At 72.8% G+C, this 23,366-nt stretch carries 26 protein-coding genes; 10 read left to right on the forward strand and 16 right to left on the reverse strand.

The window, feature by feature from the left end; translation table 11 throughout:
- The first annotated feature begins 14 nt into the window (after window positions 1–14).
- From ABZ807_RS01035 to ABZ807_RS01055, 5 genes are all read left to right on the forward strand, one after another.
- The gene (locus tag ABZ807_RS01035; protein ID WP_357151187.1) at window positions 15–599 is read left to right on the forward strand and encodes a helix-turn-helix transcriptional regulator; all 585 of its coding nucleotides are present in this window, start codon (window positions 15–17) and stop codon (window positions 597–599) included.
- A complete protein-coding gene (locus ABZ807_RS01040) occupies window positions 596–1,276 on the forward strand; it encodes a hypothetical protein (RefSeq protein ID WP_357151189.1) in 681 nt (226 codons plus the stop codon). Before ABZ807_RS01035 ends, ABZ807_RS01040 begins: the two co-directional genes overlap by 4 nt.
- A 71-nt stretch (window positions 1,277–1,347) precedes the next feature.
- Window positions 1,348–1,662 carry a DUF2516 family protein gene (locus ABZ807_RS01045; protein WP_088964374.1) on the forward strand — a complete coding sequence of 105 codons (315 nt, stop codon included), beginning with the start codon at window positions 1,348–1,350 and terminating at the stop codon, window positions 1,660–1,662.
- Entirely contained in the window at window positions 1,659–2,546 is an 888-nt protein-coding gene (locus ABZ807_RS01050; RefSeq protein WP_357151191.1) for an alpha/beta hydrolase, read from the forward strand. Before ABZ807_RS01045 ends, ABZ807_RS01050 begins: the two co-directional genes overlap by 4 nt.
- A gap of 11 nt (window positions 2,547–2,557) precedes the next feature.
- Entirely contained in the window at window positions 2,558–2,887 is a 330-nt protein-coding gene (locus ABZ807_RS01055; RefSeq protein WP_357151193.1) for an alanine--tRNA ligase-related protein, read from the forward strand.
- Window positions 2,888–2,966: 79 nt separating this feature from the next.
- Here ABZ807_RS01055 and ABZ807_RS01060 read toward each other — a convergent pair whose 3' ends face one another.
- On the reverse strand, window positions 2,967–3,926 hold the full coding sequence (locus ABZ807_RS01060) for a DUF4034 domain-containing protein (RefSeq protein ID WP_357151195.1): 960 nt from the start codon (window positions 3,924–3,926) through the stop codon (window positions 2,967–2,969).
- A gap of 54 nt (window positions 3,927–3,980) precedes the next feature.
- The gene (locus tag ABZ807_RS01065; protein WP_357151476.1) at window positions 3,981–4,658 is read right to left on the reverse strand and encodes a nucleotidyltransferase domain-containing protein; all 678 of its coding nucleotides are present in this window, start codon (window positions 4,656–4,658) and stop codon (window positions 3,981–3,983) included.
- 78 nt (window positions 4,659–4,736) lie between these two features.
- Here ABZ807_RS01065 and ABZ807_RS01070 point away from each other — a divergent pair, with 78 nt between their 5' ends.
- Window positions 4,737–5,654, forward strand: coding sequence for an SDR family oxidoreductase (locus tag ABZ807_RS01070; RefSeq protein ID WP_357151197.1), 918 nt, complete (start codon window positions 4,737–4,739; stop codon window positions 5,652–5,654).
- Here the strand turns inward: ABZ807_RS01070 and ABZ807_RS01075 are convergent.
- Genes ABZ807_RS01075 through ABZ807_RS01095 form a run of 5 tightly spaced genes read right to left on the reverse strand, consistent with a single transcriptional unit; the run spans window position 5,645 to window position 10,241 of the window.
- On the reverse strand, window positions 5,645–6,637 hold the full coding sequence (locus ABZ807_RS01075; protein WP_357151199.1) for a YafY family protein: 993 nt from the start codon (window positions 6,635–6,637) through the stop codon (window positions 5,645–5,647). The genes ABZ807_RS01070 and ABZ807_RS01075 overlap by 10 nt on opposite strands.
- 25 nt (window positions 6,638–6,662) lie before the next feature.
- Window positions 6,663–7,304: a response regulator transcription factor gene (locus tag ABZ807_RS01080; protein ID WP_357151201.1), complete on the reverse strand. Its 642-nt coding sequence runs from the start codon at window positions 7,302–7,304 to the stop codon at window positions 6,663–6,665.
- Window positions 7,301–8,575, reverse strand: coding sequence for a sensor histidine kinase (locus ABZ807_RS01085; protein ID WP_357151202.1), 1,275 nt, complete (start codon window positions 8,573–8,575; stop codon window positions 7,301–7,303). The genes ABZ807_RS01080 and ABZ807_RS01085 overlap by 4 nt, the downstream gene beginning before the upstream one ends.
- A gap of 10 nt (window positions 8,576–8,585) precedes the next feature.
- Window positions 8,586–9,320, reverse strand: a complete 735-nt coding sequence (locus tag ABZ807_RS01090) for an ABC transporter permease (protein ID WP_357151204.1) — start codon at window positions 9,318–9,320, stop codon at window positions 8,586–8,588.
- A 12-nt stretch (window positions 9,321–9,332) separates the two neighbouring features.
- Window positions 9,333–10,241, reverse strand: coding sequence for an ABC transporter ATP-binding protein (locus ABZ807_RS01095; RefSeq protein WP_357151206.1), 909 nt, complete (start codon window positions 10,239–10,241; stop codon window positions 9,333–9,335).
- 153 nt (window positions 10,242–10,394) lie between these two features.
- Here ABZ807_RS01095 and ABZ807_RS01100 point away from each other — a divergent pair, with 153 nt between their 5' ends.
- Window positions 10,395–11,189, forward strand: coding sequence for an EI24 domain-containing protein (locus ABZ807_RS01100; RefSeq protein ID WP_357151208.1), 795 nt, complete (start codon window positions 10,395–10,397; stop codon window positions 11,187–11,189).
- Window positions 11,190–11,255: 66 nt separating this feature from the next.
- On the opposite strand, the gene ABZ807_RS01105 is transcribed toward ABZ807_RS01100, so the two are convergent.
- The 7 genes from ABZ807_RS01105 to ABZ807_RS01135 form a co-directional block, all read right to left on the reverse strand.
- Entirely contained in the window at window positions 11,256–11,657 is a 402-nt protein-coding gene (locus ABZ807_RS01105; protein WP_357151478.1) for a RidA family protein, read from the reverse strand.
- Between the two features lie 110 nt (window positions 11,658–11,767).
- Window positions 11,768–12,775: a LacI family DNA-binding transcriptional regulator gene (locus tag ABZ807_RS01110; protein WP_357151210.1), complete on the reverse strand. Its 1,008-nt coding sequence runs from the start codon at window positions 12,773–12,775 to the stop codon at window positions 11,768–11,770.
- A gap of 45 nt (window positions 12,776–12,820) precedes the next feature.
- Window positions 12,821–14,203: a GH1 family beta-glucosidase gene (locus ABZ807_RS01115; protein ID WP_357151212.1), complete on the reverse strand. Its 1,383-nt coding sequence runs from the start codon at window positions 14,201–14,203 to the stop codon at window positions 12,821–12,823.
- 56 nt (window positions 14,204–14,259) lie between these two features.
- Entirely contained in the window at window positions 14,260–15,093 is an 834-nt protein-coding gene (locus ABZ807_RS01120; RefSeq protein WP_357151214.1) for a carbohydrate ABC transporter permease, read from the reverse strand.
- The gene (locus ABZ807_RS01125) at window positions 15,090–16,073 is read right to left on the reverse strand and encodes a sugar ABC transporter permease (protein ID WP_357151215.1); all 984 of its coding nucleotides are present in this window, start codon (window positions 16,071–16,073) and stop codon (window positions 15,090–15,092) included. Before ABZ807_RS01125 ends, ABZ807_RS01120 begins: the two co-directional genes overlap by 4 nt.
- A gap of 70 nt (window positions 16,074–16,143) precedes the next feature.
- On the reverse strand, window positions 16,144–17,451 hold the full coding sequence (locus ABZ807_RS01130) for an extracellular solute-binding protein (RefSeq protein WP_357151217.1): 1,308 nt from the start codon (window positions 17,449–17,451) through the stop codon (window positions 16,144–16,146).
- A 268-nt stretch (window positions 17,452–17,719) separates the two neighbouring features.
- The gene (locus ABZ807_RS01135; protein ID WP_357151219.1) at window positions 17,720–18,478 is read right to left on the reverse strand and encodes a maleylpyruvate isomerase family mycothiol-dependent enzyme; all 759 of its coding nucleotides are present in this window, start codon (window positions 18,476–18,478) and stop codon (window positions 17,720–17,722) included.
- Window positions 18,479–18,548: 70 nt separating this feature from the next.
- On the opposite strand from ABZ807_RS01135, the gene ABZ807_RS01140 reads away from it, so the two are divergent.
- The gene (locus ABZ807_RS01140) at window positions 18,549–19,640 is read left to right on the forward strand and encodes a UDP-N-acetylmuramate dehydrogenase (protein ID WP_357151221.1); all 1,092 of its coding nucleotides are present in this window, start codon (window positions 18,549–18,551) and stop codon (window positions 19,638–19,640) included.
- Between the two features lie 18 nt (window positions 19,641–19,658).
- Here the strand turns inward: ABZ807_RS01140 and ABZ807_RS01145 are convergent, their stop codons facing one another.
- Together ABZ807_RS01145 and ABZ807_RS01150 are read right to left on the reverse strand one after the other, a co-directional pair.
- The gene (locus tag ABZ807_RS01145; protein ID WP_357151223.1) at window positions 19,659–20,453 is read right to left on the reverse strand and encodes a class I SAM-dependent methyltransferase; all 795 of its coding nucleotides are present in this window, start codon (window positions 20,451–20,453) and stop codon (window positions 19,659–19,661) included.
- A gap of 16 nt (window positions 20,454–20,469) precedes the next feature.
- A complete protein-coding gene (locus tag ABZ807_RS01150; protein WP_357151225.1) occupies window positions 20,470–21,237 on the reverse strand; it encodes an SDR family NAD(P)-dependent oxidoreductase in 768 nt (255 codons plus the stop codon).
- Between the two features lie 179 nt (window positions 21,238–21,416).
- Here ABZ807_RS01150 and mshA point away from each other — a divergent pair, with 179 nt between their 5' ends.
- Window positions 21,417–22,781: a D-inositol-3-phosphate glycosyltransferase gene (gene mshA / locus ABZ807_RS01155; protein ID WP_357151227.1), complete on the forward strand. Its 1,365-nt coding sequence runs from the start codon at window positions 21,417–21,419 to the stop codon at window positions 22,779–22,781.
- A gap of 57 nt (window positions 22,782–22,838) precedes the next feature.
- Window positions 22,839–23,354 carry a YbjN domain-containing protein gene (locus tag ABZ807_RS01160; protein ID WP_357151229.1) on the forward strand — a complete coding sequence of 172 codons (516 nt, stop codon included), beginning with the start codon at window positions 22,839–22,841 and terminating at the stop codon, window positions 23,352–23,354.
- The last annotated feature ends 12 nt before the right edge of the window (window positions 23,355–23,366 follow it).

A 23,366-nucleotide genomic window follows, 5' to 3' on the forward strand; every position in this document is an offset into this window, starting at 1 on the left:
CTACCGTTGGGCTCATGGCCGCACCCAAGGATCTACCCGACGTCGGCGGATTCATCCGTGACCTGCGCCGGAACGCCAAGATCTCGCTGCGCCAGCTCGCCGAGCAGGCCGGGGTGAGCAACCCGTACCTCAGCCAGATCGAGCGCGGGCTGCGCAAGCCGAGCGCCGAGGTGCTCCAGCAGCTCGCCAGCGCGCTGCGGGTCTCCACCCCGGCGATGTACCTGCGCGCCGGGCTGCTCGACGACAAGGAGGGTCAGGGAGTGCTCGCGGCGATCGCCGTCGACCCCGACCTGACGATGGCGCAGAAGCAGTCGCTGAGCCAGATCTACGAGACCTTCCGCCGGGAGAACGTCCGGCTCGCCGAGGCGACCGCCGCGGCCGGCCCGGTCGCCACCCCGCCGGCGGAACCCACCGCACCGGCGGAGCCGACCGGGGCGGCCGCCACCGTCACGCCGGCCGCGACCGGCCCCACCACCCCGGACGGCACCCCGACCGAGGCCGTCCTCGAATCGGTCGCCGTCACCGAGGCGGGCCCGGCGCCCGCCCCCGGCACCGCCGACAGCAAGGCCGCGGGAGCGGCCGAGGAGGAGAAGTCATGACCCAGCCGAAGACCAACCGCATCCCGGCCCCGATCTACGCCGCCGCCGGCGCCGGCGAGCTGGCGTACCAGCAGCTCCGCAAGCTCCCCACCGTGGTGAGCGAGCTGGGTACCAAGGTCGTCGCCGACGGCACCAAGGCCGTCACCGAGATCGGCGGCAAGGCCGTCGTCACCGGTGTCGAGCTGCGCCAGAAGGCCACCGAGACCTTCGAGACCTTCAAGACCGCCAACCTGAGCGCCACCGGCCTGCGCGAGAAGGCCGTCCCGGCCGACCTCGACCTGGACAAGCTGCGCGAGGCCGCGACCCGCAACGCCGCCGCGCTGCTGGTCGGCGCGCAGGCCGCCCAGGAGCGGGCGCTGGCCGCGTACGGTGCGCTGATCGCCCGCGGCGAGCGCGTGGTCGGCGCCGGCGTGCTGGAGGCCGCCGACACCGTCAACGCCGACATCGAGGCGACCGACGCCACCCTCCCGGCCGAGGTGAAGACCGAGGTCGCGCAGGCCGCCACCCCGGCCGAGGCGGGGACCGAGACCCCCACCCCGGCCGACGTCGCCGAGGTCGCCAAGCCGGCCACCGCGAAGACCACCCGGCCGCGGGCCGCCCGGGCCGCCAGGCCGACCGCCACCCCGTCGGCGAAGCTGCCGAAGGCCACCAAGCGGACCCGCCCGGCCGCCGAGTAACCGGCCACCATCGGTACGACCCCGAAGCGTCCTGTGGGACGTTCCGGGGTCGTCGGCATATGCTGGCCGGCATGGCCATCGCCGCGCCGATCTTCGTGTTCGATGTCGTCTTCGTGATCGACCGGATCCTGCTCGTCTTCGCGCTGATCGTGCAGGGCGTCGCCCTGGTGCACGCCATCACCCAGCGGGCCGACGCGTTCCCGGCGATCGGCACCCTGCCCAAGGGCGGCTGGATCGCCATCCTGGCGGTCTGTCTGGTGCTCACCCTGCTCGGCTTCGGCGCGCTCAGCATCTTCGGGCTGATCGGCATCGCGGCGGGCCTTATCTACCTGCTCGACGTCCGGGTCGGGCTGCGTGACCTGCACGACGGCAAAGGGTTCTGGTGAGGGGATTCCGCTGGCCCCCGCCGCCCGACGGCGGACCCCGCACCTGGGGGCCCGGCCCGGGCGCCCCGCGTACCGGGCGCCCGGCCCTGCCCGAGCCGGAGACCGAGCTGGTCACCACGCCGCACGACGTACGGCTGGAACGGCTGGTCACCGGCGCCGGTGACCCGGTCACCGTCTTCGCGCACGGGCTGGGCAACGGCATCGCCACCACCCGCCCGTTCGGCAGTGCGGTCACCGGCCGCAAGATTTTTTTCCAGTTCCGGGGGCACGGGCGCTCCGACGCGCCGCCCGGCCCGTGGAGCTACCTGGACCTCGCCCGCGACCTGCGGGCGGTTGCCGACCTCGGCGGAGCCACCCGCGCCTTCGGGGCCAGCCTCGGCGCCGGGGCGCTCTGCCGGCTGCTGGCGGACAGCACCGACCGCTTCGAGAAGCTGGTCTTCTTCCTGCCGGCGGTGCTCGACACCCCGCGCGGGCCGGTCGCCCGGCAACGGCTGACCGACCTGCTCGACGCGGTGGCCGGCGGGGACGCCTCGGCCGTCGCCGACGCGGTCTCGCTGGAGCTGCCGACGGCGGTGCGCAACACCCCGGCCGGCTGGGCGTACCTGCGGCAGCGGCTCGACCAGCTGCTCCGCGACGGGCTCGCCCCCGGGCTGGCCGACCTGCCGGAGCAGGCCCCGCTGCGGGACGTCTCGGCGCTCGCCACGGTCACCGCCCCAGCGCTGGTGATCGGCTGCGCCGGCGACGACCTGCACCCGGCGCACGTCGCCGAGGAGCTGGCCGCCGCGCTGCCGCAGGCGACCCTGCACCTCTACGACCGGCCGGGCGTGCTCTGGTCGGAGCGCGCCGACCTGCGGGAGCGGATCTCGACGTTCCTCAACGGGTAACGTCTGCTGTCATGGGCGTCACACACCACGGCCGTACGCACCGCCTGGACCTCGCCGACCCCACCCTGCGGGAGTGGGAGTGCACGGTGCTGGCCACCGACCCCGAGCAGGGCGTCGTGCTGGACCGGTCGGCGTTCTACCCGGGCGGCGGCGGTCAGCCGCCGGACCACGGCGTGCTGCTCTGGCAGGGCGTGCAGACCCGGATCGTCGGCACCCGCAAGGGCGACGACCTCTGGCTGGTCCCCGTCGCCTCGACCGCGCAGATCGGCAAGGTGCAGGTGGTCAAGGTGGAGAGCAAGGGCCGCGCCAACCGCCGGGTCCGCGTCCGGCTCGCGGACTGAGCGGATGGAGTCCCCAGCACCGGCGGGCCGGTGCCGGGGATCCAGCCGGACTTGCCCCGTCCAAGACCGACAGACGAGATCAGGACAGGTTCTCGTACACCCACTCCCGGGACCTCGTGAATGCCGTGACGGGATCGCCAACGTAGTTCCAGGGCCACTCGCTGACATGGTCACCGAGCAGTTCGAAGACCCGCGCTGCCGCGTTGAACTCGTGGGCCAACTCCAGTGCCAGCGCGAACGCCGTCCCCCGGGGCACCCAGCCGAAGGCCGGCCGGAAGGCTGGATGGAAGATCGACTTCTCTGCCGCGGCCAACAGATCCGCGCACACCTCAGCGGACTGCATGTACGCGTCGCTCTCATCGGCCGGTAACTCAAGCCACTTCTCGATGTGCGCGACGGCCAGCAGTTCCGGCAACAGGCTGCCGTCCGGTGCGGCCGCGGTGGCCTCCCGGGCAAAGGCGAACATCTGCTCGTCGCTGCCGAACCACTTGGGGCACAGGTACTGCAGCCGCTGTTCGTGCGCGACGACGTGAGCCGGGTGCCGCTTCACGACCTCGTCGAAGCGAGCGCGGGCCTCGTCACCGTCGACCTGGCGGCCCCGCGAGGACGTGACCAGCCAGGTCCGGGCAGTCAGGTCGTCCGGGTCCCGGGCGACGACCTCGTCGAGCAGGTTCTCGGCGATCCGGAGTCGGCGGGCGAACTCACGGAACTGGTCCTGGCTGGTGTGCTCGGCACCCTTCCCGCCTCGGGCCTGCCAGGCCCAATGCACCGCGTGGCAGCCGCGGACCAGCACCGGAAGCGTCGAATGCGGTTCGGCATCGACCCACTCGCCGATCCAGTCCTGTACGCCGTCGACCGTAGCCGCGGCCTCCATCAGAAATGCGCGAGTGTCCGGATCGGTCGATGCGACGAGGATGTCCCGGGCCGTACGCCAGTCCTGGCTGCCCAGCGCGTCGACGACTGCCCGCGCCTGCGGGTCCCCGTAAGCCGGATCGATGACGAGGCCGGTTGGCTGCCGGCGTTTCCTGAACGGCCACATGTGGAACTCCTCCCTGTGTCAGGCCGGAGATCATATAGGCCGCCTCCATCTCGCTCAGCCGGCCGGCGGCAGGTGGGCGGCGCGGACGTCGAGCAGCCAGCGCTCCACCGTCGCGGAGTCCGGCCGGTCCGGCAGCGGCGTACGGATGGTGTCGAAGTCCCGCTCCGCCGCGGCGACCAGCGCCTGCGCCTCGTCCAGTGCGCCGCCGGCCACCCGCTCGCCGAAGGCCTGGAACCACTCCGGGTCGGTCAGCCGGATCTCCAGGAACCCGGTCGCGTAGAGCACCCGCCCCTGGTGCAGCAGCCGGGCCAGGTGTCTGGCGTGCTTTGCCGAGCGCCGCCGGCCGCCCACCGACGAGTCCCGCGAGGCGAGCCTGCGGAACTGCTGCGTGACGTACCCGAGGTAGGCGGCGCGGACCCGGGGCGCGCTGAGGAACGCCGACCGGATCGCGATCAGCCGCTCGCCGAACTCGGTCCGCGTCTCGTAGCAGTCGTCGGGCAGCCACATCAGCTCGGTGGCCGTCGGGTTGCCGCTCAGCGCGAGTCGTGCGTACTTGCCCACCTCGTGCAGGGTGACATCCGGGTCGGTGGTGACCACCGACTCCTGGGGCGGGTGCAGGCCGTGGAAGGCCACTGTCGGCGCGGCGAAGACCCCGATCCGGTCGGTGTCCGAGCCGGGCCCGGCCAGGCCGTACGCGACCGAGCCGACGATCCCGGAGAGCAGCAGGTGCATGCCGGCGAGCATGACGCACACCACCGCCCTGGGAAAACCGGACTTCGGCTGTCAGGTATCGGTGCCAGGCTCGACGGCATGACGACGACACCGCTGACAGGGAAGGTCGCGCTGGTCGCCGGGGCGACCCGGGGCGCCGGCCGACAGATCGCCATCCAGCTCGGCGCGGCCGGGGCGACCGTCTACGCCACCGGTCGCAGCAGCCGCGCCGCCCGTTCGGAGATGGACCGCCCGGAGACCATCGAGGAGACCGCCGAGCTGGTCACCGCCGCCGGCGGCACCGGGATCGCCGTACGGGTCGACCACCTGGTGCCCGAGCAGGTCCGGGACCTGGTGGCCCGGATCGACGCCGAGCAGGGCCGGCTCGACGTGCTGGTCAACGACATCTGGGGCGCCGATCCGCTGATCACCTGGGAGAAGCCGGTCTGGGAGCAGCCCCTGGAGGCCGGCTTCCGCACGCTGCGGCTGGCGGTGGACACCCACATCATCACCAGCCACCACGCCCTGCCGCTGCTGATCCGCCAGCCGGGTGGCCTGGTGGTCGAGATCGGCGACGGGACGAAGGAGTACAACGACGCCAACTACCGGCTCTCGGTCTTCTACGACCTGGCCAAGGTGTCGGTGAACCGGCTCGCCTTCACCCAGGCCCACGAGCTGGAGCCGCACGGCTGCACCGCGGTCGCGCTCACCCCCGGCTGGATCCGGTCGGAGGCGATGCTGGAGCACTTCGGGGTGACCGAAGCCAACTGGCGTGACGGGGCCGCCAAGGATCCGCACTTCGTCATGTCGGAGACGCCGGCGTTCGTCGGGCGCGCGGTTGCCGCCCTGGCCGCCGACCCGGACCGGGCCCGCTGGAACGGGAAGTCCGTGGACAGCGGCGGCCTGGCCCAGGAGTACGGCTTCACCGACCTCGACGGCACCCGCCCGCACTGGTCCCGCTACCACGACGAGGTCCACCTCACCGGGAAGCCGGCCGACGACACCGGCTACCGCTGACCGGGGTGGCCCGGCTCGTCGTACAGGACGGCGAGCCGGGCCGCCGCCTCGGCCAGCCGCGCCCGCAGCTCGGGCGGGTCGAGCACCTCCACCTCCGGTCCGAGCCGGAGCAGCAGGCCGTACGCCACCTCGACCGACTCGACGGGCAGCCGGGTGACCGTCCACCCCTGCCCGTCGGGCTCGCCCGCGGCGGCCACCGCCTCCTCGTACGCGAAGGGGGCCTCGGCGGCCCCGCGCAGCGCGCGCAGGCCGACGGCGCTGAGCCGGACGGTGATCTCGTCGCGGAGCATGCTCCGCAGGAACGCCTCGGCCTGCTCCCGCCAGTGGCCGCCCAGATCGAAGCCCTCGTCCCGGGCGAAGGTCTCCCCGCCCGCCTCGACGCCGACCACCCGGTCCACCCGATAGGTGCGCATGGCGTCGCCGACCCGCCCGACCAGATACCAGATCCCGCTCTTGAGCACCAGCCCGTACGGCTCGACCCGCCGGGCGACCTCGTGGTCGCCGCGCCGGTAGCGCAGCTCGACCACCCGGTCCCGCCAGACCGCCCGGGCCAGCTCGGCCAGCCACGGTGGGGGCGCGGACTCGCGGAACCAGCCCGGCACGTCCAGGTGGAACCGTTGCCCGGCCCGGGCGGGGGCGTCCCGCAGGCTCGGCGGCAGCGCGGCGAGGACCTTCAGCTCGGCGGCCGCCACCGCGTCCGCCAGCCCCATGTCGCCGGCCGGTCCGGGCAGGCCGGAGAGGAAGAGCGCCTCCGCCTCATCCCGGGTCAGCCCGGTCAGCCGGGTCCGGTAGCCGCCGAGCAGGCGGTAGCCGCCGGCCCGGCCCCGGTCGGCGTAGACCGGCACCCCGGCGGCGGAGAGCGCCAGCACATCCCGGTAGACCGTCCGCTCGGAAACCTCCAGCTCCCGGGCCAGTTCGGCGGCGGTCATCGTCTGGCGGGACTGCAACAGCAGGACCAGGGAGATCAGCCGGGACGCGCGCACCCGTCGATCCTCCCCCCGGCGTCGCTCACCGCCCGCCGGGGGTGAGCAAACCCCGGTCGTACGCGGTGGCCACGGCGGCTGCCCGGTCGTTGACCCCGAGCTTGGCGTAGACGTGCAGCAGGTGGGTCTTCACCGTGGCCTCGCTGATGAACAGCCGGGCGGCGGCCTCCCGGTTGGACGCGCCCCGCGCCACCAGGGTCAGCACCTCCAGCTCCCGTTGGCTCAGCGGCTCCTCGGCGGGGGCGCGCAGTCGCCCCATCAACCGGCTGGCCACGCTGGGCGAGAGCACCGCCTCGCCCCGGGCGGCGGCCCGTACCGCCCGGACCAGCTCCTCGCGGGGTGCGTCCTTGAGCAGGTAGCCGGTGGCGCCGGCCTCGATCGCCGGCAGCACGTCCGCGTCGGTGTCGTACGTGGTCAGCACCAGCACCCGGGAGGTGCTGCCGGAGCGGGCCAGCCGGCCGATCGCGGTCACCCCGTCCATCCCGGGCATCCGCAGGTCCATCAGCACCACGTCCGGGCGCAGCGTCGCGGCCAGGGCCAGCGCCTCGGCCCCGTCCGCGGCCTCGCCGACCACCTCGAACCCCGGGTCGCCGGTGAGCATGCCGCGCAGCCCGTCCCGCACCACCGGGTGGTCGTCCACGATCAGCAGCCGGACCGGGGCGGTCAATCGGCACCTCCGGAGAGCGCGGGAACGGACGCCGAGAGGGCAGTGCCGCAGCCCGGTTCGGACTCGACGGTCAGCCGGCCGCCGACCCGGGTCATCCGCTGCCGCATTGCGGTCAGCCCGTACCCGCCGTCCGGCTGCCGCGGCATCCCGGGCCACTCGGTGACGTCGAAGCCCACCCCGTCGTCGCGGACGTCCAGGGTGACCATGTCCGCCATGTACGACAGGGTCAGCCCGACCCGGGACGCCCCGGCGTGCCGGGCCACGTTGGCCAGCGCCTCCTGGGCCGCTCGCAGCAGGGTCACCTCGATCTCCGGGTGCAGCGGGCGGGGGTCGCCGGTGGTGCTGGCCTCGCCCCGTACCCCGTTGATCGTCGACCAGCGTGCGGTCAGCTCGGCGAGTGCGTCGGGCAGCCGGGCCGTCTCCAGCGGCTCCGGGCGTACGGCCCGCACCGAGCGCCGGGCCTCGCTGAGGCTCTCCCGGGCCAGGGCGAGGGCGTTGTCCACGTGCCGTCGCCAGTCGGCCGACCGGTCCCGGGTCTGCTCGGCCGCCTCCAGTTGGGTGATGATGCCGGTCAACCCCTGGGCCAGCGTGTCGTGGATCTCCCGGGCCATCCGTTGTCGCTCGTCCAGCACCCCGGCCTCCCGGGCCTGGGTGAGCAGTTGGGCGTGCAGTCCCTCGTTCTCCCGCGCCGTCTCGGCCAGTCGGCGGTTGGCCTCGGCGAGTTCCTCGATCAGCTGTTTGCGGTTGGCGTTCTGCCGTTCGGTGATGGCGCTGAACCAGCTGACCCCGCCAGCCGCTCCCAAGTTGAACAGCGCCAGCACCGACCAGAGCAGCCAGTGCGACGGCGACGAGGGCGGGCCCACGCTCTGCGCCGTGGCGACCAGGACGGCGGTGGCGGCCACCCCGGCGAACCGCCACCTGCCGCGCAGCACCAAGAACGCGTGCAGGAAACCGATCCAGGCAAAGAAGCCGTACCACGGGCTGGCGACCACCAGCACGGCGGCGAACGCGAGCAGCCCGACGTAGTAGACCGCCATCAGCGCCCGCCGACCCACCCATCCGGGATGCAGGGTGACGAACCAGGCGACCCAGCACCCGGCGGCTGCGGCGACGGCCAGGCTGGGCGCGACCGGGAGGCCGCCGGGTGCCGGCGCGAACGCGGCCAGCAGCATCCCGACGGCCAGCCCGAGGTACGGCAGGACCCGGTAGAGGCTCGCCTCGCGGGCCTCCCAGGCGGCCAGCCGGTCGACCTGTTCGGCGATGCTGCTCATCGGTGTCGGCTCACTCCCAGCGGAACAGTCTCGCCGCCACGGTACCCGCGATCAGGGCGACCACCGCCATCACCACCAGGTGCAGGGGCTGCGGCGCGGTGCCGGTCCAGGCGTCGAGCAGCGCCTGCACGCCGGGTGGCGTGTAGTCCCCGATCCGGACCAGGAAGTCGGGCAGCAGGAAACGGGGCAGGTAGACCCCGCCGAAGAACATGGCCAACAGGAACAGTGGCACGGCCAGGGCCTGTGCCGCCTTGGTCGTCCGGGCGACTGCCGCCACCAGCAGCCCCAGCGCGAGCAGCGCCGCCGTGCCCAGGACGAAGGCCGCCGCGAAGCCGAGCGGACGCCGGGGCAACGGCACCCCGAACGCGAGCCGGGCGACCAGGACGAGCAGCACCGCGCTGGCCAGGATCGCGAGGAGGGTGATGACGAGCTGAGCGGCGAGCAGCGCAGCCGGGCTGGCCGGGGTGGTGGCCAGCCGCCGCAGCACCCCGCGTTCCCGGTAGGTGGCCAGCACGGTGGGCAGGACGTTCAATGCCGCCATCGCCAGGGTGATCACCAGCAGCGACGGGGCGAAGTAGGCGACGAAGGACTGCCCGTCGAAGAGCGGGTCCGGCTTGCGCAGCGCGGGGATCAGCCCGAGCACCACCAGGACCAGGGTTGGCAACCCGATGGTGGACAGGAGGGTCGGCAGGTCCCGTAGGTAGAGTCTCGCTTCGATCTTGAGGATCTGCCCGAAGGCGTGCATTCCGTTTCTCCCTCAGTCGGCGGGCCGGTGCCCGGTCAGCTCGACGAAGGCATCGTCGAGGGAGGACTGCTCCAGCCGCAGGTCGGCGGCGACGATCTGATTGCGGGCCAGCACCGAGGTGACGGCGTGCAGCAGGTCACCGGTGCCGCTCACCACTACCTGACCGCCGATGCGGTCGACCGTGTCCACCTCGGGCAGGGCGGTGAGGAGCCGGTCGTCCATCGGGACGGACGGCCGGAACCGGATGCGCTGCTCGGGGGCCACCTTCGACACCAGGCCGGCCGGGCTGTCCAGCGCCACGACCCGGCCGCGGTCGATCACCGCCAACCGGTCGCAGAGTCGCTCGGCCTCCTCCATGAAGTGGGTGACCAGGACGATCGTCACACCGTTGTCCCGGACCCGTTCGATCAGTTCCCAGGTGTTGCGCCGGGCCTGCGGGTCCAGACCGGTGGTCAGCTCATCCAGGATGGCGATCTTCGGGTTGCCCACCAGCGCCAGCGCGATGGACAGCCGCTGCTTCTGGCCGCCGGAGAGCTTCTTGTACGGGGTGTTCCGCTTGTCGGCGAGCCCCAGCTCGTCGATCAAGCGGCTGGGGTCGGCCGGATCGCGGTAGAACGACGCGTACAGTTCCAGCGCCTCGCCGACCCTCAGCCGGTCGGGCAGTTGGCTCTCCTGGAGTTGCACCCCGACCCGCTGCCGAAGCTGGGCCTGGTCCCGGCGGGGGTCGAGCCCGAGGACCGACACCCCGCCCCCGTCTGGGACGCGGAGCCCGGAGACGCACTCCACCGTGGTGGTCTTGCCGGCCCCGTTCGGTCCGAGTACGCCGAAGATCTCCCCGGCCTCCACGGTGAACGACACGTCGTCCACGGCCACCAGATCGCCGTACCGTTTGTGCAGGTTGGTCACCTCGATGACCGGCATCGCGCCGCCTCTCGCCGTTTCGCTCGTACCCTCCAAGGGTCGCGACGGCGGCCCGGCGGCGGATCGACCGGCCGGAGATGATCTCCACCGGCGGCGGTCGACCCCGGACGTCCACCAACTGGTTGATGTGCCGGCGGTGACTAGGCTGCGGTCGTGAACGCATCCCGCAGCATCGCCGCGCCCGTGACCGGCGCCGTCGGTCGGTTCTTCTCCGGCGTCGGGCTGCTCCTGCGCGGCCTCGGCCTCTACGTCCGCAGCCCCGGGCTGATGCTGCTCGGCGTCGTGCCGGCGCTCGTCTCCGGTGCGGTCTTCCTGACCGCGTTCGCCGCCCTGGTGTACTTCGTGGACGACCTGGCCGCGCTGGTCACCCCGTTCGCCGACGACTGGTCGACCACCGTCCGCAGTGTGGTCCGGGTGATCGCCGGGCTGGCCCTCCTCGGGCTGGGCGGGCTGCTCGCGGTGGTCAGCTTCACCGCGGTCACCCTGGTCATCGGCGACCCGTTCTACGAGAAGATCTCCGAGCGGGTCGAGGAGCGGCTCGGTGGCACCCCGGGCGCGGTGGACGTGCCGTTCTGGGCCTCGCTGCGCCGCAGCGTCGCCGACTCGCTGCGGCTGGTCGGGCTGTCGGTGCTGTTCGGCGTCCCGCTCTTCGCCGCCGGGTTCATCCCGGTGGTCGGCCAGACGGTGGTGCCGGTGATCGGGGCCGCGGTGGGCGGCTGGCTGCTCGCCGTCGAGCTGGTGGGGGCGCCGTTCTCCCGGCGCGGGCTGCGGCTGCCCGACCGGCGGTCCATCCTGAAGGCGGACCGGCCCACCACGCTGGGCTTCGGCGTGGCGGTCTTCCTCTGCTTCCTGATCCCGCTCGGCGCGGTGCTGGTCATGCCGGCCGCCGTCGCCGGGGCCACCCTGCTCACCCGCCGATCACTCGGCCAGTCCGTCGAGGAGCGCTGACCGGTTCAGCGCAGCTCGCGCAGGCACGACCAACCGGACGCCACCGGCCGGTAGCGCGGTGCCCGTTCAGTCCACCTGCCGGGCGGCGGCGACCGCTTCCACCTCGACGAGCTGGTCGGTGTAGCCGAGCACGGCCACCCCGAGCAGCGTGCTGGGTGGGTCGTGGTCGCCGAACGCGTCCCGGACCACCTCCCAGGCGGCCACCAGGTCGGCCTGACGCGGCGACGCCACGTACACCGTGGTCTTGACGACGTCGGTGAGGCGGGCGCCGGCCGCTGCGAGGGCGGTCTCGAGGTTGGCCATGGCCTGCCGCGCCTGGGCGGCGGGGTCGCCCGGCGCCACCGTACGGCCGTCGGCGTCGAGCGGGCAGGCGCCGGCGGTGAACACCAGCCGGGCCGGCGGGGTGACCGTGGCGGCGTACGCGTACTCGGCGACGTCGGAGAGCTCGGGCACGTGAATCAGGTGGATGCCGGACACGCGGCGACGCTATCGCCGGAGTCGAGGAGGGGCGATCGATTATTCCCACCGGCGGATCAGCGTCGAACGGATGACCGGGCATTGTCCGGCCCGGTGGCGAGTCAGGCGGACTCGCGGACGACCAGCTCGGTCGGGAGGATCACCGCCTCCTCGATCGCCTCGCCCGCGGCCAGCCGCAGCAGCTGCCGGGTCATCTCCCGGCCGAGCTCCACGATCTCCCACCGCACCGTGGTGAGCGGCGGCTCGGTGTACGCCGCCGTCTCGATGTCGTCGAAGCCGATCACCGCGACGTCGTCGGGCACCCGCCGCCCCGCCTCGCGCAGCGTCCGCAGGGCGGCGTGCGCCATCAGGTCGGAGGCGGCGCAGACCGCGTCCAGGTCGGGGTGCGCGGTGAGCAGCTGGTGCATCGCCGCCGCACCGGACTCCCGGGTGAAATCGCCGTACGCGACCAGCTCCGGCAGGCCTGCGGCGGTGATCGTCTCGCGGTAGCCGGTGAGCCGTTCGATCCCGGCGATCATGTCCTGCGGGCCGGCGATGGTGGCGATCCGGCGGCGACCGTTTCCGATCAGGTGCCGAACCGCCCGGGACACCCCACCGACGTTGTCGACGTCGACGTACGGCACCTGCGCGCCGTCGAGCGGCCGGCCGGCGCAGACCACCGGGATGCCGAGCCGGGCCAGCGTGCCCGGCAGCGGATCCGCCCCGTGCAGCGAGGCGAAGAGCACCCCGTCCACGTGCCGCCCGGTGGTGTACCGCTCGACCCGCTCGTGCCCGGCCGCCGACCCGGCGAGCATCAGCACCAGCTGCTTGTCGGCCGCCTCCAGCTCCTGGGCCGCCCCCCGGATGATCCCCGGGAACACCTGGTCGTCGGAGAAGACCCGGGTGGCCTCCTCCGGCATGACCAGGGCGACCGAGTCGGTCCGCTGGGTGACCAGGCTACGGGCGGCCAGGTTCGGCACGTACCCCAGCTCGGCCACGGCCCGGCGGACCGCCTCCCGGATCGGCTCGGCGACCGTGGTGGAGCCGTTGACCACCCGGGACACGGTCGCCCGGGACACACCGGCCCGGCGGGCGACCGCCTCCAGGGTCGGTCGCTGTGCCGTCATCATCCCCGTCACCACCCACCTCGTCACAGCCCGTTCCGGGAGATCACCTCACAACCCGTTCCGGGAGATCACCTTCTGGTACCACCGGGCGCTGGCTTTCGGTGTGCGCCGCTGGGTCAGGTAGTCGACGTGGACGATCCCGAACCGCTTACGGTAGCCCTCGGCCCACTCGAAGTTGTCCAGCAACGACCATACGAGATAGCCGCGCAGGTCGACGCCCCGGGCGATGGCCGCGTGCGCCGCCCGCAGATGCCCGTCGAGGTAGGCGACCCGGTCGCTGTCCACCACCTGGCCGAGGCCGTCCGGGCCCTCATCGCCGGTCTTGTCGGGGAAGGCGCCGCCGTTCTCGGTGATCAGCATTGGCAGCCCGGGGTAGTCCCGGGCGATCCGCTCCAGCAGCCGGGTCAGCCCGGCCGCCTCGATCATCCAGCCCATCTCGGTCAGCGGGCCGGTCGGCGGGAGGAACTCCACCGCGCCCTCGGTGCCCGGGTACGCCCCGCCGCCCCCGGCCCCGCCCGGTCGGCCGGCGACGTAGGTCGGGGCGTAGTAGTTGACCCCGAGCAGGTCGATCGGCGTGGCGATGACCTTCTCGTCGCCGTCCCGGATGAACGTCGGCTCCACCAGCCGGCCCAGGTGTGCCAGCACGTCCTCGGGGTAGCCGGCGCCGGTCAGCGGGTCGAGGAAGATCCGGTTGTGCAGGCCGTCGACCAGCCGGGCGGCCGCGGCGTCTGCGGCGCTGGTCGGGTCGGCCGGCTGCACGTCGGCCGGGTTGAGGGTGATCCCCAGGGTCGGCGCGCCGGCCGCGCGCAGCGCGCGGGCCGCCAGGCCGTGCCCCAGCAGCAGATGGTGTACGGCGGTGAAGGCGGCCCCGGCGTCCCGCTCGCCGGGGGCGTGCACCCCGTTGCCGTACCCCAGGTACGCCGAACACCAGGGTTCGTTGAGCGTGGTCCAGGTGCGGACCCGGTCGCCGAGCCGGGCGTGCACGGCGGCGGCGTAGTCGGCGAGGTGCTCGGCGGTGTCCCGGTTGGTCCAGCCGCCCCGGTCCTGGAGAGCCTGCGGCAGGTCCCAGTGGTAGAGGGTGACGATCGGGTCGATGCCCCGGTCGAGCAGCGCGTCCGTCAGCCGGTCGTAGAAGTCCAGCCCGCGCGGGTTGACCGGGCCGGTCCCGTCCGGCTGGATCCGGGGCCAGGCCACCGAGAAGCGGTACGCCCGCAGCCCCAGCTCGGCCATCAGGGCCACGTCGTCGGCGTACCGGAAGTAGTGGTCGCAGGCCACGTCGCCGGTGTGCCCCTGGAACACCTTCCCCGGCGTACGGCTGAAGGTGTCCCAGATCGACGGGCCGCGACCGTCGTCGTGGACCGCGCCCTCGATCTGGTACGCCGCGGTGGCGGCGCCCCAGACGAAGTTCTCGGGGAAACGGAGCTCGCTCACGTTGCCATCTTCCGTTCGCGACTGCGGGGCTCGCAGGACCGGCTCACTCCTCGCGCTCACGCCTTGACCGCACCTTCCATGATACCGCCGATGATCTGGCGGCCGAACACGATGAACACCAGCAGCAGGGGCAGGGTCGCGATGGCCGTACCGGTGAACACCTGCGACATGTCCTGGTAGTACCCGTCGGACAACGCCCGCAACGACAGCTGCACGGTCGGGTTCTCCGGGTCGTTGAGCACGGCGTACGGCCAGAGGAAGTCGTTCCAGGTGGTCATGAAGGTGAGCAGGCCGAGCACGGCGGCGGCGGGGCGCAGCGCGGGCAGCACCACGTTCCAGTAGATCCGAGCGGTGTTGCAGCCGTCCATCCGGGCGGCCTCGATCAGCTCGGTGCTGACCGCCTGGGCGGCGTACTGGCGCATCATGAACACCCCGAAGCCGGTCACCAGCGCGGGCACGATCACGGCCGGCAGCCGGTCGTTCCAGTTCAGCTTCGTCATCAGCATGTACAGCGGGATGACGCCGAGTTGGGTGGGCACCATCATCGTCGCGATGATGACCATCAGCAGCGCGTTGCGTCCGCGGAACCGCAGCTTGGCGAAGGCGAAGCCGGCCAGGGTGGAGAAGAAGACCACCGAGACGGTGACCGAGACCGCCACGATCGTCGAGTTGACCAGACCGGTCAGGAAGTACGCGTCGGTGTTGGCGAAGAGTCGGGCGATGTTGGTGCCCAGGTTGCCGCCGGGGGTGACCGGGGGCGGCACCTCGCCCATCGCGTCGCTGGTCCGGCTGGCCACCACGAACATCCAGTAGATCGGGAAGATCGACAGGAGGGCGGTGAGGGCCAGCGCCGCGTAGGTGAGCCGGCCGGCCGACCAGAGTCGGGTCATCGGGATTCCTCCTTGCGCCCGCCGCCGCCGAGCCGGCGCAGGACCAGCACGTTGATGGCCGCGACCACCGCGATCAGCGCGAAGAGCAGCCAGGCGATGGCGGAGCCGTAGCCGAAGTTGTAATGCGGCGCGAAGGCGTTCTCGAACATGTACATGGTCACCGTCTGCGACTCACGCAGCGGCCCGCCGCGGATCGCGTTGGTGCCGGAGTTGAAGAGGCGGGGCTCGGTGAAGAGCTGGAGGCCGCCGATGGTGGAGATGATGACCGCGAAGATGATCGTCGGCTTGAGCAGCGGCACGGTGATCGACCAGAACTGCCGGGCCCGGCCGGCCCCGTCGATCGAGGCCGACTCGTACAGGTCGCGCGGGATGGCCTGCATCGCGGCCAGGAAGATCAGCGCGTTGTAGCCCGTCCACCGCCAGTCGACCATTGTCGAGATGGCCACCCAGGAGGCGATCCGGTTGGACTTCCAGCTGATGGCGTCGATCCCGACCTGGTCCAGCAGCCAGTTGATCATGCCGAACTCGCGGCCGAAGAGCACCCCGAAGACGATCGCCACCGCGGCGGTGGAGGTGACGTTGGGGATCAGCACCGCCATCCGCCAGCCGGTGCGCGCCCGCAGTTGGCGGTTGAGCAGGTTGGCCAGCCAGAGCGCGAGGAGCAGCTGCGGCACCGTGGAGATGACGAAGATGCCGAGGGTGTTGACCACCGAGTGCCAGAAGTCGGGGTCGGCCATCAGCTGGGTGTAGTTCTGCGCCCCGACGAAGGCGGGGTCGACCCCGAGCAGGTCCCAGTCGTGCAGCGAGACCCAGAGGGTGTAGGCCAGCGGGTAGATCCCGAAGACCGCGAAGAGCAGGAAGAACGGGGCCACACAGAGGTACGGCGAGTACCGGGTGTCGAACCGGGCGAGCCGGTTGCCCCGGGAGGTGTGGCGCGGCGCCGGTACGACCGGGGGGCGCGCGTCGAGCTGGACGGCCATGCCGTGGACTCCTTCTCCGCCGTGCGGGCGGGACCGGCGATGCCGGGCCCGCCCGCACGCCTGGCTCGGGCTACTTGGCGGCGGCCTTCTTCGCGTTGGTCACGGCGTCGTTCCAGCCCTGCTCGGGGTTGCGCTGGCCCAGTTCCACGGTGCGCACCGCGTTCTCCACCTCGGTGCGGACGGCCTGGTTCTTCGGGCCCATGTAGACCGGCTTCAGGCTCTTGGCGCCGGAGCCGAAGATCTTGCCGACCGGGGCGTCGGAGAAGTACGCGTTCGTCGAGTCGGTGATCGCCGGGTCGTCGAGGGCCTGCGGCGAGGAGGGCAGCGGGCCCTTGGCCTTGAACGCGCCGATCTGCCCCTTGGCGCTGGTCAGGAACTTCGCCAGCTCGATCGCCTCGGCCTGGTGCTTGCTCTGCTTCGGCACGGCGAGGAAGGAGCCGCCCCAGTTGCCGCCGTTGCCGGGGACCTGGGCGATGTCCCACTTGCCCTTGGCGGCCGGGCCGGCGTTGCCCTCGATGACGCCGGTCATCCAGGCGGGGCAGGCGATGGTGGCGAACTTCGACTGCTTGAAGGCGGAGACCCACTCCTCCGACCAGGAGCCGTACTTGCCGGAGAGGCCGGAGTCGATGATGTCGACAGTGGTGTCGTAGGCCTGCTTCACCGCCGGGTTCCCGTCGACGACCAGGTTGTTGCTGGTGTCGTAGTAGCTGTAGCCGGCGGTGTTGCCGGCGGTCTGGAGCAGGATGGTGTTGAAGATGTTGGTCGCCGCGTCGATGAACGACGCGCCGGTGTTGGCCGCCTTGAACTTCTCGCCGGTGGCGACGTAGTCCTGCCAGGTCGGCCAGAGCTTGGAGACCTGGTCCCGCTCGGTGGGCAGGCCGGCCTTGGCGAAGAGGTCCTTGCGGTAGCACATCGCGATGCCGCCGACGTCGGTGCCGAGGCCGATGAGCTGCTTGCCGTCGGCGGTGAGCCCCTGGTTCCACTTCCAGTCCAGGAAGTTGCCCTTGAGGTCGGCGGCCCCGTGGTCGAGCAGGTTGACGAAGTTCTGCGGGTTGGCCTTGTACTCGACCAGCAGCCCCTCCTCGATGGCCACCACGTCGCCCGCGCCCTTGCCGGCGGCGAGCCACTGGGTGAGCTTCGGCGAGTACTCGTCGAGGTTGCTGCCGGTGCCCCGTTCGACGATCTTCACGTCGGGGTGGCTGGCCATGTACTCCTTGTACAGCTCCTCGTAGCCGAACTGTCCGAAGACGTCGACGGTCAGCGTGACCGGTCCGCCCTTGGCGGACTCGTCGTCGCCAGCGCAGGCGGCCGTGCCGAGCAGGGCTGTGGTGGCCACCAGGGCCACCGCCGCCAGACGGCGGCGCGAAAAGGTACCCATCTTTCCTCGGATTCCTCTCAGGTCAATCGGTGGTGGAGCGGGTGGACCTGCTGGTGAGCGAGCCGCAGCCCGGTCCTGACGCGATCGTGAGGGCTGAGAGAGCGCTCTCCCGCCAGCGTCGCCGCCCACCGGCCCGCTGTCAAGAGAGCGCTCTCATCGCGCCCGAGACGTGACCTGAGGGCCCTCGAACGCGGAAAGAGTGGCCATTCCACGCGGAATGGCCACTCTTCCGTGAAAAGGGCGGACGAGGACCGGGAGGTCCGGGGGGTCAGGCGGTGCGGAGGCCGGTCAGGAGGGAGGGGTCGCCGGTGACGGTCAGGGCGTCGTAGCCGATCCGGCCCCAGAGGGCGAGCAGCAGGTCGCTGGCGGTGCCGGTGACCTGCACCCGCGCGTGGTGGTCCTCGTGGCCGAAGACCGTGGCGGTGTCCAGCAGGGCCACCCCCTCGCCGCGCAGCCGCAGGTACCAGTCCTGGGCGGCGTCGGTCGCGGTCAGGTGCACCACCCCGTGCCACTGGCCCGACACCGCCCGCCGGCCGGCCGGCAGCCAGGTGTCCAGCACCTCGCTGATCCCGTCCGCCGCGAGCTTGGCCTCGATCGGCTCACCGGCGGCGATGGCGAGCTGGGCGTCCCAGCGGTGCACCGCCGTCTCGTGCGCCATCCGGCGCGGCCAGAAGCCGGCCTTCTTCGGCTGCGGCGCCCAGTTCCACGCCGGCGACTCCGGGTCCAGGGTGTCGAAGAGGGTCATCAGCTGGTCGTACCCGTGCTGCCAGAGCTGGAGCGGGGTCACCCCGCTGGGCAGCTCGGCGCGGTCCGGGCGGGCCGGCCGGGCGGTCTCCCCGGAGCCGACGAACGAGTGCACCCAGTGGTAGACGCCGGCGAGGTGCAGGGTGAGGTCGGCGACCGTCCAGCCCGGACAGGAGAGCACCGGGGTCTCGGGCGGCGCCTCCCCGACAGCGGCGGCGAACGCCGGGCCGTCCACCCGGAGCGCACCGATCCAGAAGTCCTTCGTGCCGTGCAGTCTGCCCATCGCAATCCTCCCGGGGGTGACCGGGCCACCAGTGGGTGCCGCGGCTACCCCTCAGCCTAGGGTGAGAGACGTGTCAGACGTCTACGCCCAGCCGACAACCGGAGCCGACCCCGCCGACCCGGCCACCCTGGCGAGATACACCACGCTGCGCCTCGGTGGCCCCGCCGGACGGCTGGAGACCGCCACCAGCGCCGAGGAGATCGTACGAAAGGTGCGCCAGGCGCGGCAGCGGGACGAGCCGGTCCTCATCCTCGCGGGCGGCAGCAACGTCGTGGTGGGCGACGAGGGCTTCCCCGGCACGGTCGTCCTGGTCCGGTCGCGGGGGCTGCGGGTGGTCGCCGAGGACGCCGACACCGTCACCGTACGGGTCGAGGCCGGCGAGCCCTGGGACGACCTGGTTGCCGCCACCCTGGACAGCGGCTGGTCGGGGCTGGAGTGCCTCTCCGGCATCCCCGGCTCGGCCGGGGCCACTCCGATCCAGAACGTCGGCGCGTACGGCCAGGAGGTCGCCGAGAGCATCATCGGCGTCCAGGTGTACGACCGCGCCGACGACCGCCTCGACCGCGTCGAGGCGGCGGACTGCGGCTTCGCGTACCGGGCCAGCATCTTCAAGTACAGCGACCGTTGGGTGGTGCTCTCGGTCGACTTCCGGCTGCGCCGCTCGGGCCTGTCCGGCCCGGTGCGCTATGTCGAGCTGGCCCGGGCGCTCGGCGTCGAGGTGGGCGACCGGGTGCCGCTGGCCGACGCCCGCGCGGCGGTGCTGAAGCTGCGCGCCGGCAAGGGCATGGTGCTCGACGCCACCGACCCGGACACCTGGTCGGTGGGCTCGTTCTTCACCAACCCGGTGCTCGACCGGGAGGCGTACGAGCTGCTGCGCGAGCGCGCCACCGACCGCGGTGAGCCGCCCTCCTGGCCCTGCGCCGGTGACAAGGTGAAGGTCAGCGCCGCCTGGCTGATCGACAAGGCCGGCTTCACCAAGGGCCACCCCGGCCCCGGTGGCACCGCGATCTCCAGCAAGCACACCCTGGCCCTCACCAACCACACGGGCGCGGCGAGCACCGCGGCTCTGGTCGCCCTCGCCCGCGACATCCGCGACACCGTCCACGCCCGCTTCGCGGTCACCCTCCACCCCGAACCCGTCCTCATCAACTGCACCATCTGATCCACCCGCACCCCGGGGTCAGGTGGGAGCTACCGCGGGCCAGGGGAGGGTGAGTTCGCCGAGGCGCCAGCGGGCGGGGCGGTCGAGGACGGGCCATCCCGACTCGCGGAGGGCGGTGACGGCGCGGAGCCAGCGTTGGCGGGGGCCGAAGGGGGCGTAGCCGGCCGCGGCCTGCCAGGCGTCGTCGAGGGCGCGGATCAGTTCGTGCACCCGCTCTCCGGGGACGTTGCGGTGGATCAGCGCCTTGGGCAGGCGTTCGGCCAGCTGGGCCGGGCTCTCCAGGGTCGCCAGGCGGGCCGCCAGGGTCAGCGTGCGCGGGCCGTCCGCGTCGACCAGCACCCAGCTGCCCAGCCGGCCGAGCTCGTCGCAGGTTCCCTCGACCAGCGCGCCGCCCGGGGCGAGCCGGTCGGTGACCGTACGCCAGGCCGCGGCGACCTCGCTCTCGTCATACTGGCGCAGGACGTTGAACGTGCGGACCAGGATCGGACGCAGGCCGGCCAGCTCGAAGCCGCCCCGGGCGAAGGTCAGCCCGGGCGGGTCCGCAGCGGGCGCGGCGGCGGCCACGCGTACCGGATCGATCTCCAGCCCGATCACCCGCACGTCGGCGCGGACCCCGGCGGCCAGCCGGGCGCGCAGCTCCACGGCGGTGACCGGGGTGGCGCCGTAACCGAGGTCCACGACCAGCGGGTCGGTGGCGGCGCGGATCCGGTCGCCGCAGGTCGCCAGGATCCAGTTGTCCACCCGCCGGAGCCGGTTCGGGTTCGTCGTCCCCCGGGTCACCACACCCTGGGGTCGTACCGGCCCGGCCCTCATCCGTGACCGGCCCGGCTCACAGCCCGACCCGGTGCACCTTGTGCTGGGCGGCCTGGGCCAGCGGGCGGACCACCAGTCGGTCCACGTTGACGTGGTGCGGGCGGGTGGCACACCAGGCGATGCAGTCGGCCACGTCCTCGGCGACCAGCGGCTCGGGCACCCCCGCGTACGCGGCGCTGGCCTTGTCGGCGTCCCCGCCGAACCGGACCAGCCCGAACTCGTCGGTCTTCACCATGCCGGGGTCGATCTCGACCACCCGGACCGGTCGCCCGCACAGCTCCAGCCGCAGCGTCCCGGCGATCGCGGTCTGCGCGTGCTTGGCCGCGGTGTAGCCGCCCCCACCCTCGTACACGGTGAAGCCGGCGGTGGAGGAGACGATCACGATGGTGCCGGCGCGGGAGGCCTCCAGCGCGGGCAGCAGTGCCTGGGTGACCCGGAGCGTGCCGAGCACGTTGACGTCGTACATCCACTGCCAGTCGCCGATTGCGCCGGACTCCACCCGGTCCAGCCCGCGCGCCCCGCCGGCGTTGTTCACCAGCAGGGTGACCGGCCCGGGGGCGGCCTCGGCCGCGGCGGCCAGCCCGGCCACCGACTCGTCGGAGGTGACGTCGCAGGCGACGGCGCCGGCCGTGCCGCCGGCCGCCTCGATCTCCGCGACCAGCCCGGCCAGCCGGTCGGTGCGCCGGGCGGCGGCCAGCACGTGGAAGCCCTCGGCGGCCAGCCGGCGGGCGGTCGCCGCGCCGATCCCGCTGGACGCCCCGGTGACGATCGCGACAGAGGTCATCGGGCCATTGTCGCGCCCGCGCCGACGCCCCGACCGGCCGGGTGCGATGAGGTCCGTCACGCCGGGGGAGAGCGCGGACGCATTTCCGGGGCCCGATGGGGAAGATGACACGCGGCGTGCGAGTTGACCAAGAAGCGCCGGTCGTGCGGACGGCATAAACCGTGACAGAGGGAGCGGACGTGGCGGAAATGCACACCGGCGTCGGTCGTCAGCGAGGTGCCCGGCCGTGGCCCCGCCCGCGGCGGATCGCCACCCTGTCGGTGCACACCTCCCCGCTGCACCAGCCCGGCACCGGTGACGCTGGCGGGATGAACGTCTACATCCTGGAGGTCGCCCGGCGGCTCGCCGAGGCCGACGTCGAGGTGGAGATCTTCACCAGGGCGACCTCCGGCGACCTGCCCCCGGTGGTCGAGATGGCCCCCGGCGTGCACGTCCGGCACGTCACCTCCGGCCCGCTGGAAGGGCTGACCAAGGAGGAGTTGCCCGGGCAGCTCTGTGCCTTCACCGCCGGCGTGCTGCGCGCCGAGGCGGCCCGCCCGCCCGGCCACTACGACCTGATCCACTCCCACTACTGGCTCTCCGGTCAGGTCGGCTGGCTGGCCAAGGAGCGCTGGGGGGTGCCGCTGGTGCACACCGCGCACACCCTGGCCAAGGTGAAGAACGCCCAGCTCGCCGCCGGTGACCGCCCGGAGCCGAAGGCCCGGGTGATCGGCGAGGACCAGGTGGTCGCCGAGGCCGACCGGCTGGTCGCCAACACCCGGGTCGAGGCGGCCGACCTGATCGGCCGATATGACGCCGACCCGGCCCGGGTCGCCGTGGTCGAGCCCGGCGTCGACCTGGACCGCTTCCGCCCCGCCGCCGGCGACCGGGCCGCGGCCACCCGCGCCGCCCGCCGCCGGCTGGGGCTGCCCACCGACGGGTACGTGGTGGCGTTCGTCGGCCGGATCCAGCCGCTGAAAGCGCCGGACGTGCTGGTCCGCGCGGTCGCCGCGCTGCGCGAGCGCGACCCGGCCCTCGCCGAGGAACTGACCGTGGTGATCTGCGGCGGCCCCAGCGGCAGCGGGCTGGACCGCCCCACCTCGCTGATGGAGCTGGCCGGTTCGCTCGGCGTCACCGACCGGGTGCGATTCCTTCCCCCGCGCACCGGCGACGACCTGCCCGCCCTCTACCGGGCCGCCGACCTGGTCGCGGTGCCGTCGTACAACGAGTCGTTCGGCCTGGTCGCCCTGGAGGCCCAGGCCTGCGGTACGCCGGTCGTGGCGGCCGCCGTCGGCGGCCTGGTCACCGCCGTCCAGGACCGGATCAGCGGGGTGCTCGTCGACGGCCACGACCCGGTCGACTGGGCCGGTACGCTGGCCCGCCTGCTGCCCGACCGGGCGCTGCGGGCCGACCTGGCCCACGGCGCGGCCCGGCACGCCCGCAACTTCTCCTGGGAGCGCACCGTCTCCGGCCTGCTCGCCGTCTACGGGGAGGCGATCGCCGAGCACCGGGGCCGGCTGGCCGCCCAGCTCGCCGGGGACCCGGCGATGTCCTGTTCCTGGTGACCCGGGCACGCCCGCGCTGTCCGGTGCGTCCTCGCGTACGCCCGTAGAGTGGGTGCGATGAGCGCGAAGAGCGATCTGGCCGCCCTGATCGAGTCCGTCTGCGCCGAGCGCGAGCTGGACTGGGAGTCGACCGGCGAGGACTCGTACGCGGTCACCCTGCCCGGCACGCACAAGCTCAAGACGCTCTGCAACCTGATCGTCGGGGAGCACGCGCTGCGGATCGAGGCGTTCGTGATGCGCCAGCCCGACGAGCGTCGCGAGGAGCTGTGGGCCTGGCTGTTGCGGCGCAACGCCCGGATGTACGGCGTCTCGTTCTCCATCGACGCGGTGGGCGACGTCTACCTCACCGGCCGGGTCAACCCGGCCGGGATCGACGCCGACGAGCTGGACCGGCTGCTCGGCGCGGTGCTGACGTACGCGGACGAGTCCTTCGACACGATGCTGGAGATCGGCTTCGGCAGCTCGATCCGCCGGGAGTGGGAGTGGCGGGTCAAGCGGGGCGAGTCCACCGCCAACCTCGCGGCCTTCGCCCACCTCTTCGAGCCGTCCGCCGGAGGTTCGGACCGGTCCTGACGGGTATGCCGC

The sequence above is a fragment of the Micromonospora sp. NPDC047548 genome, assembly GCF_040642975.1.
Lineage (GTDB): Bacteria > Actinomycetota > Actinomycetes > Mycobacteriales > Micromonosporaceae > Micromonospora.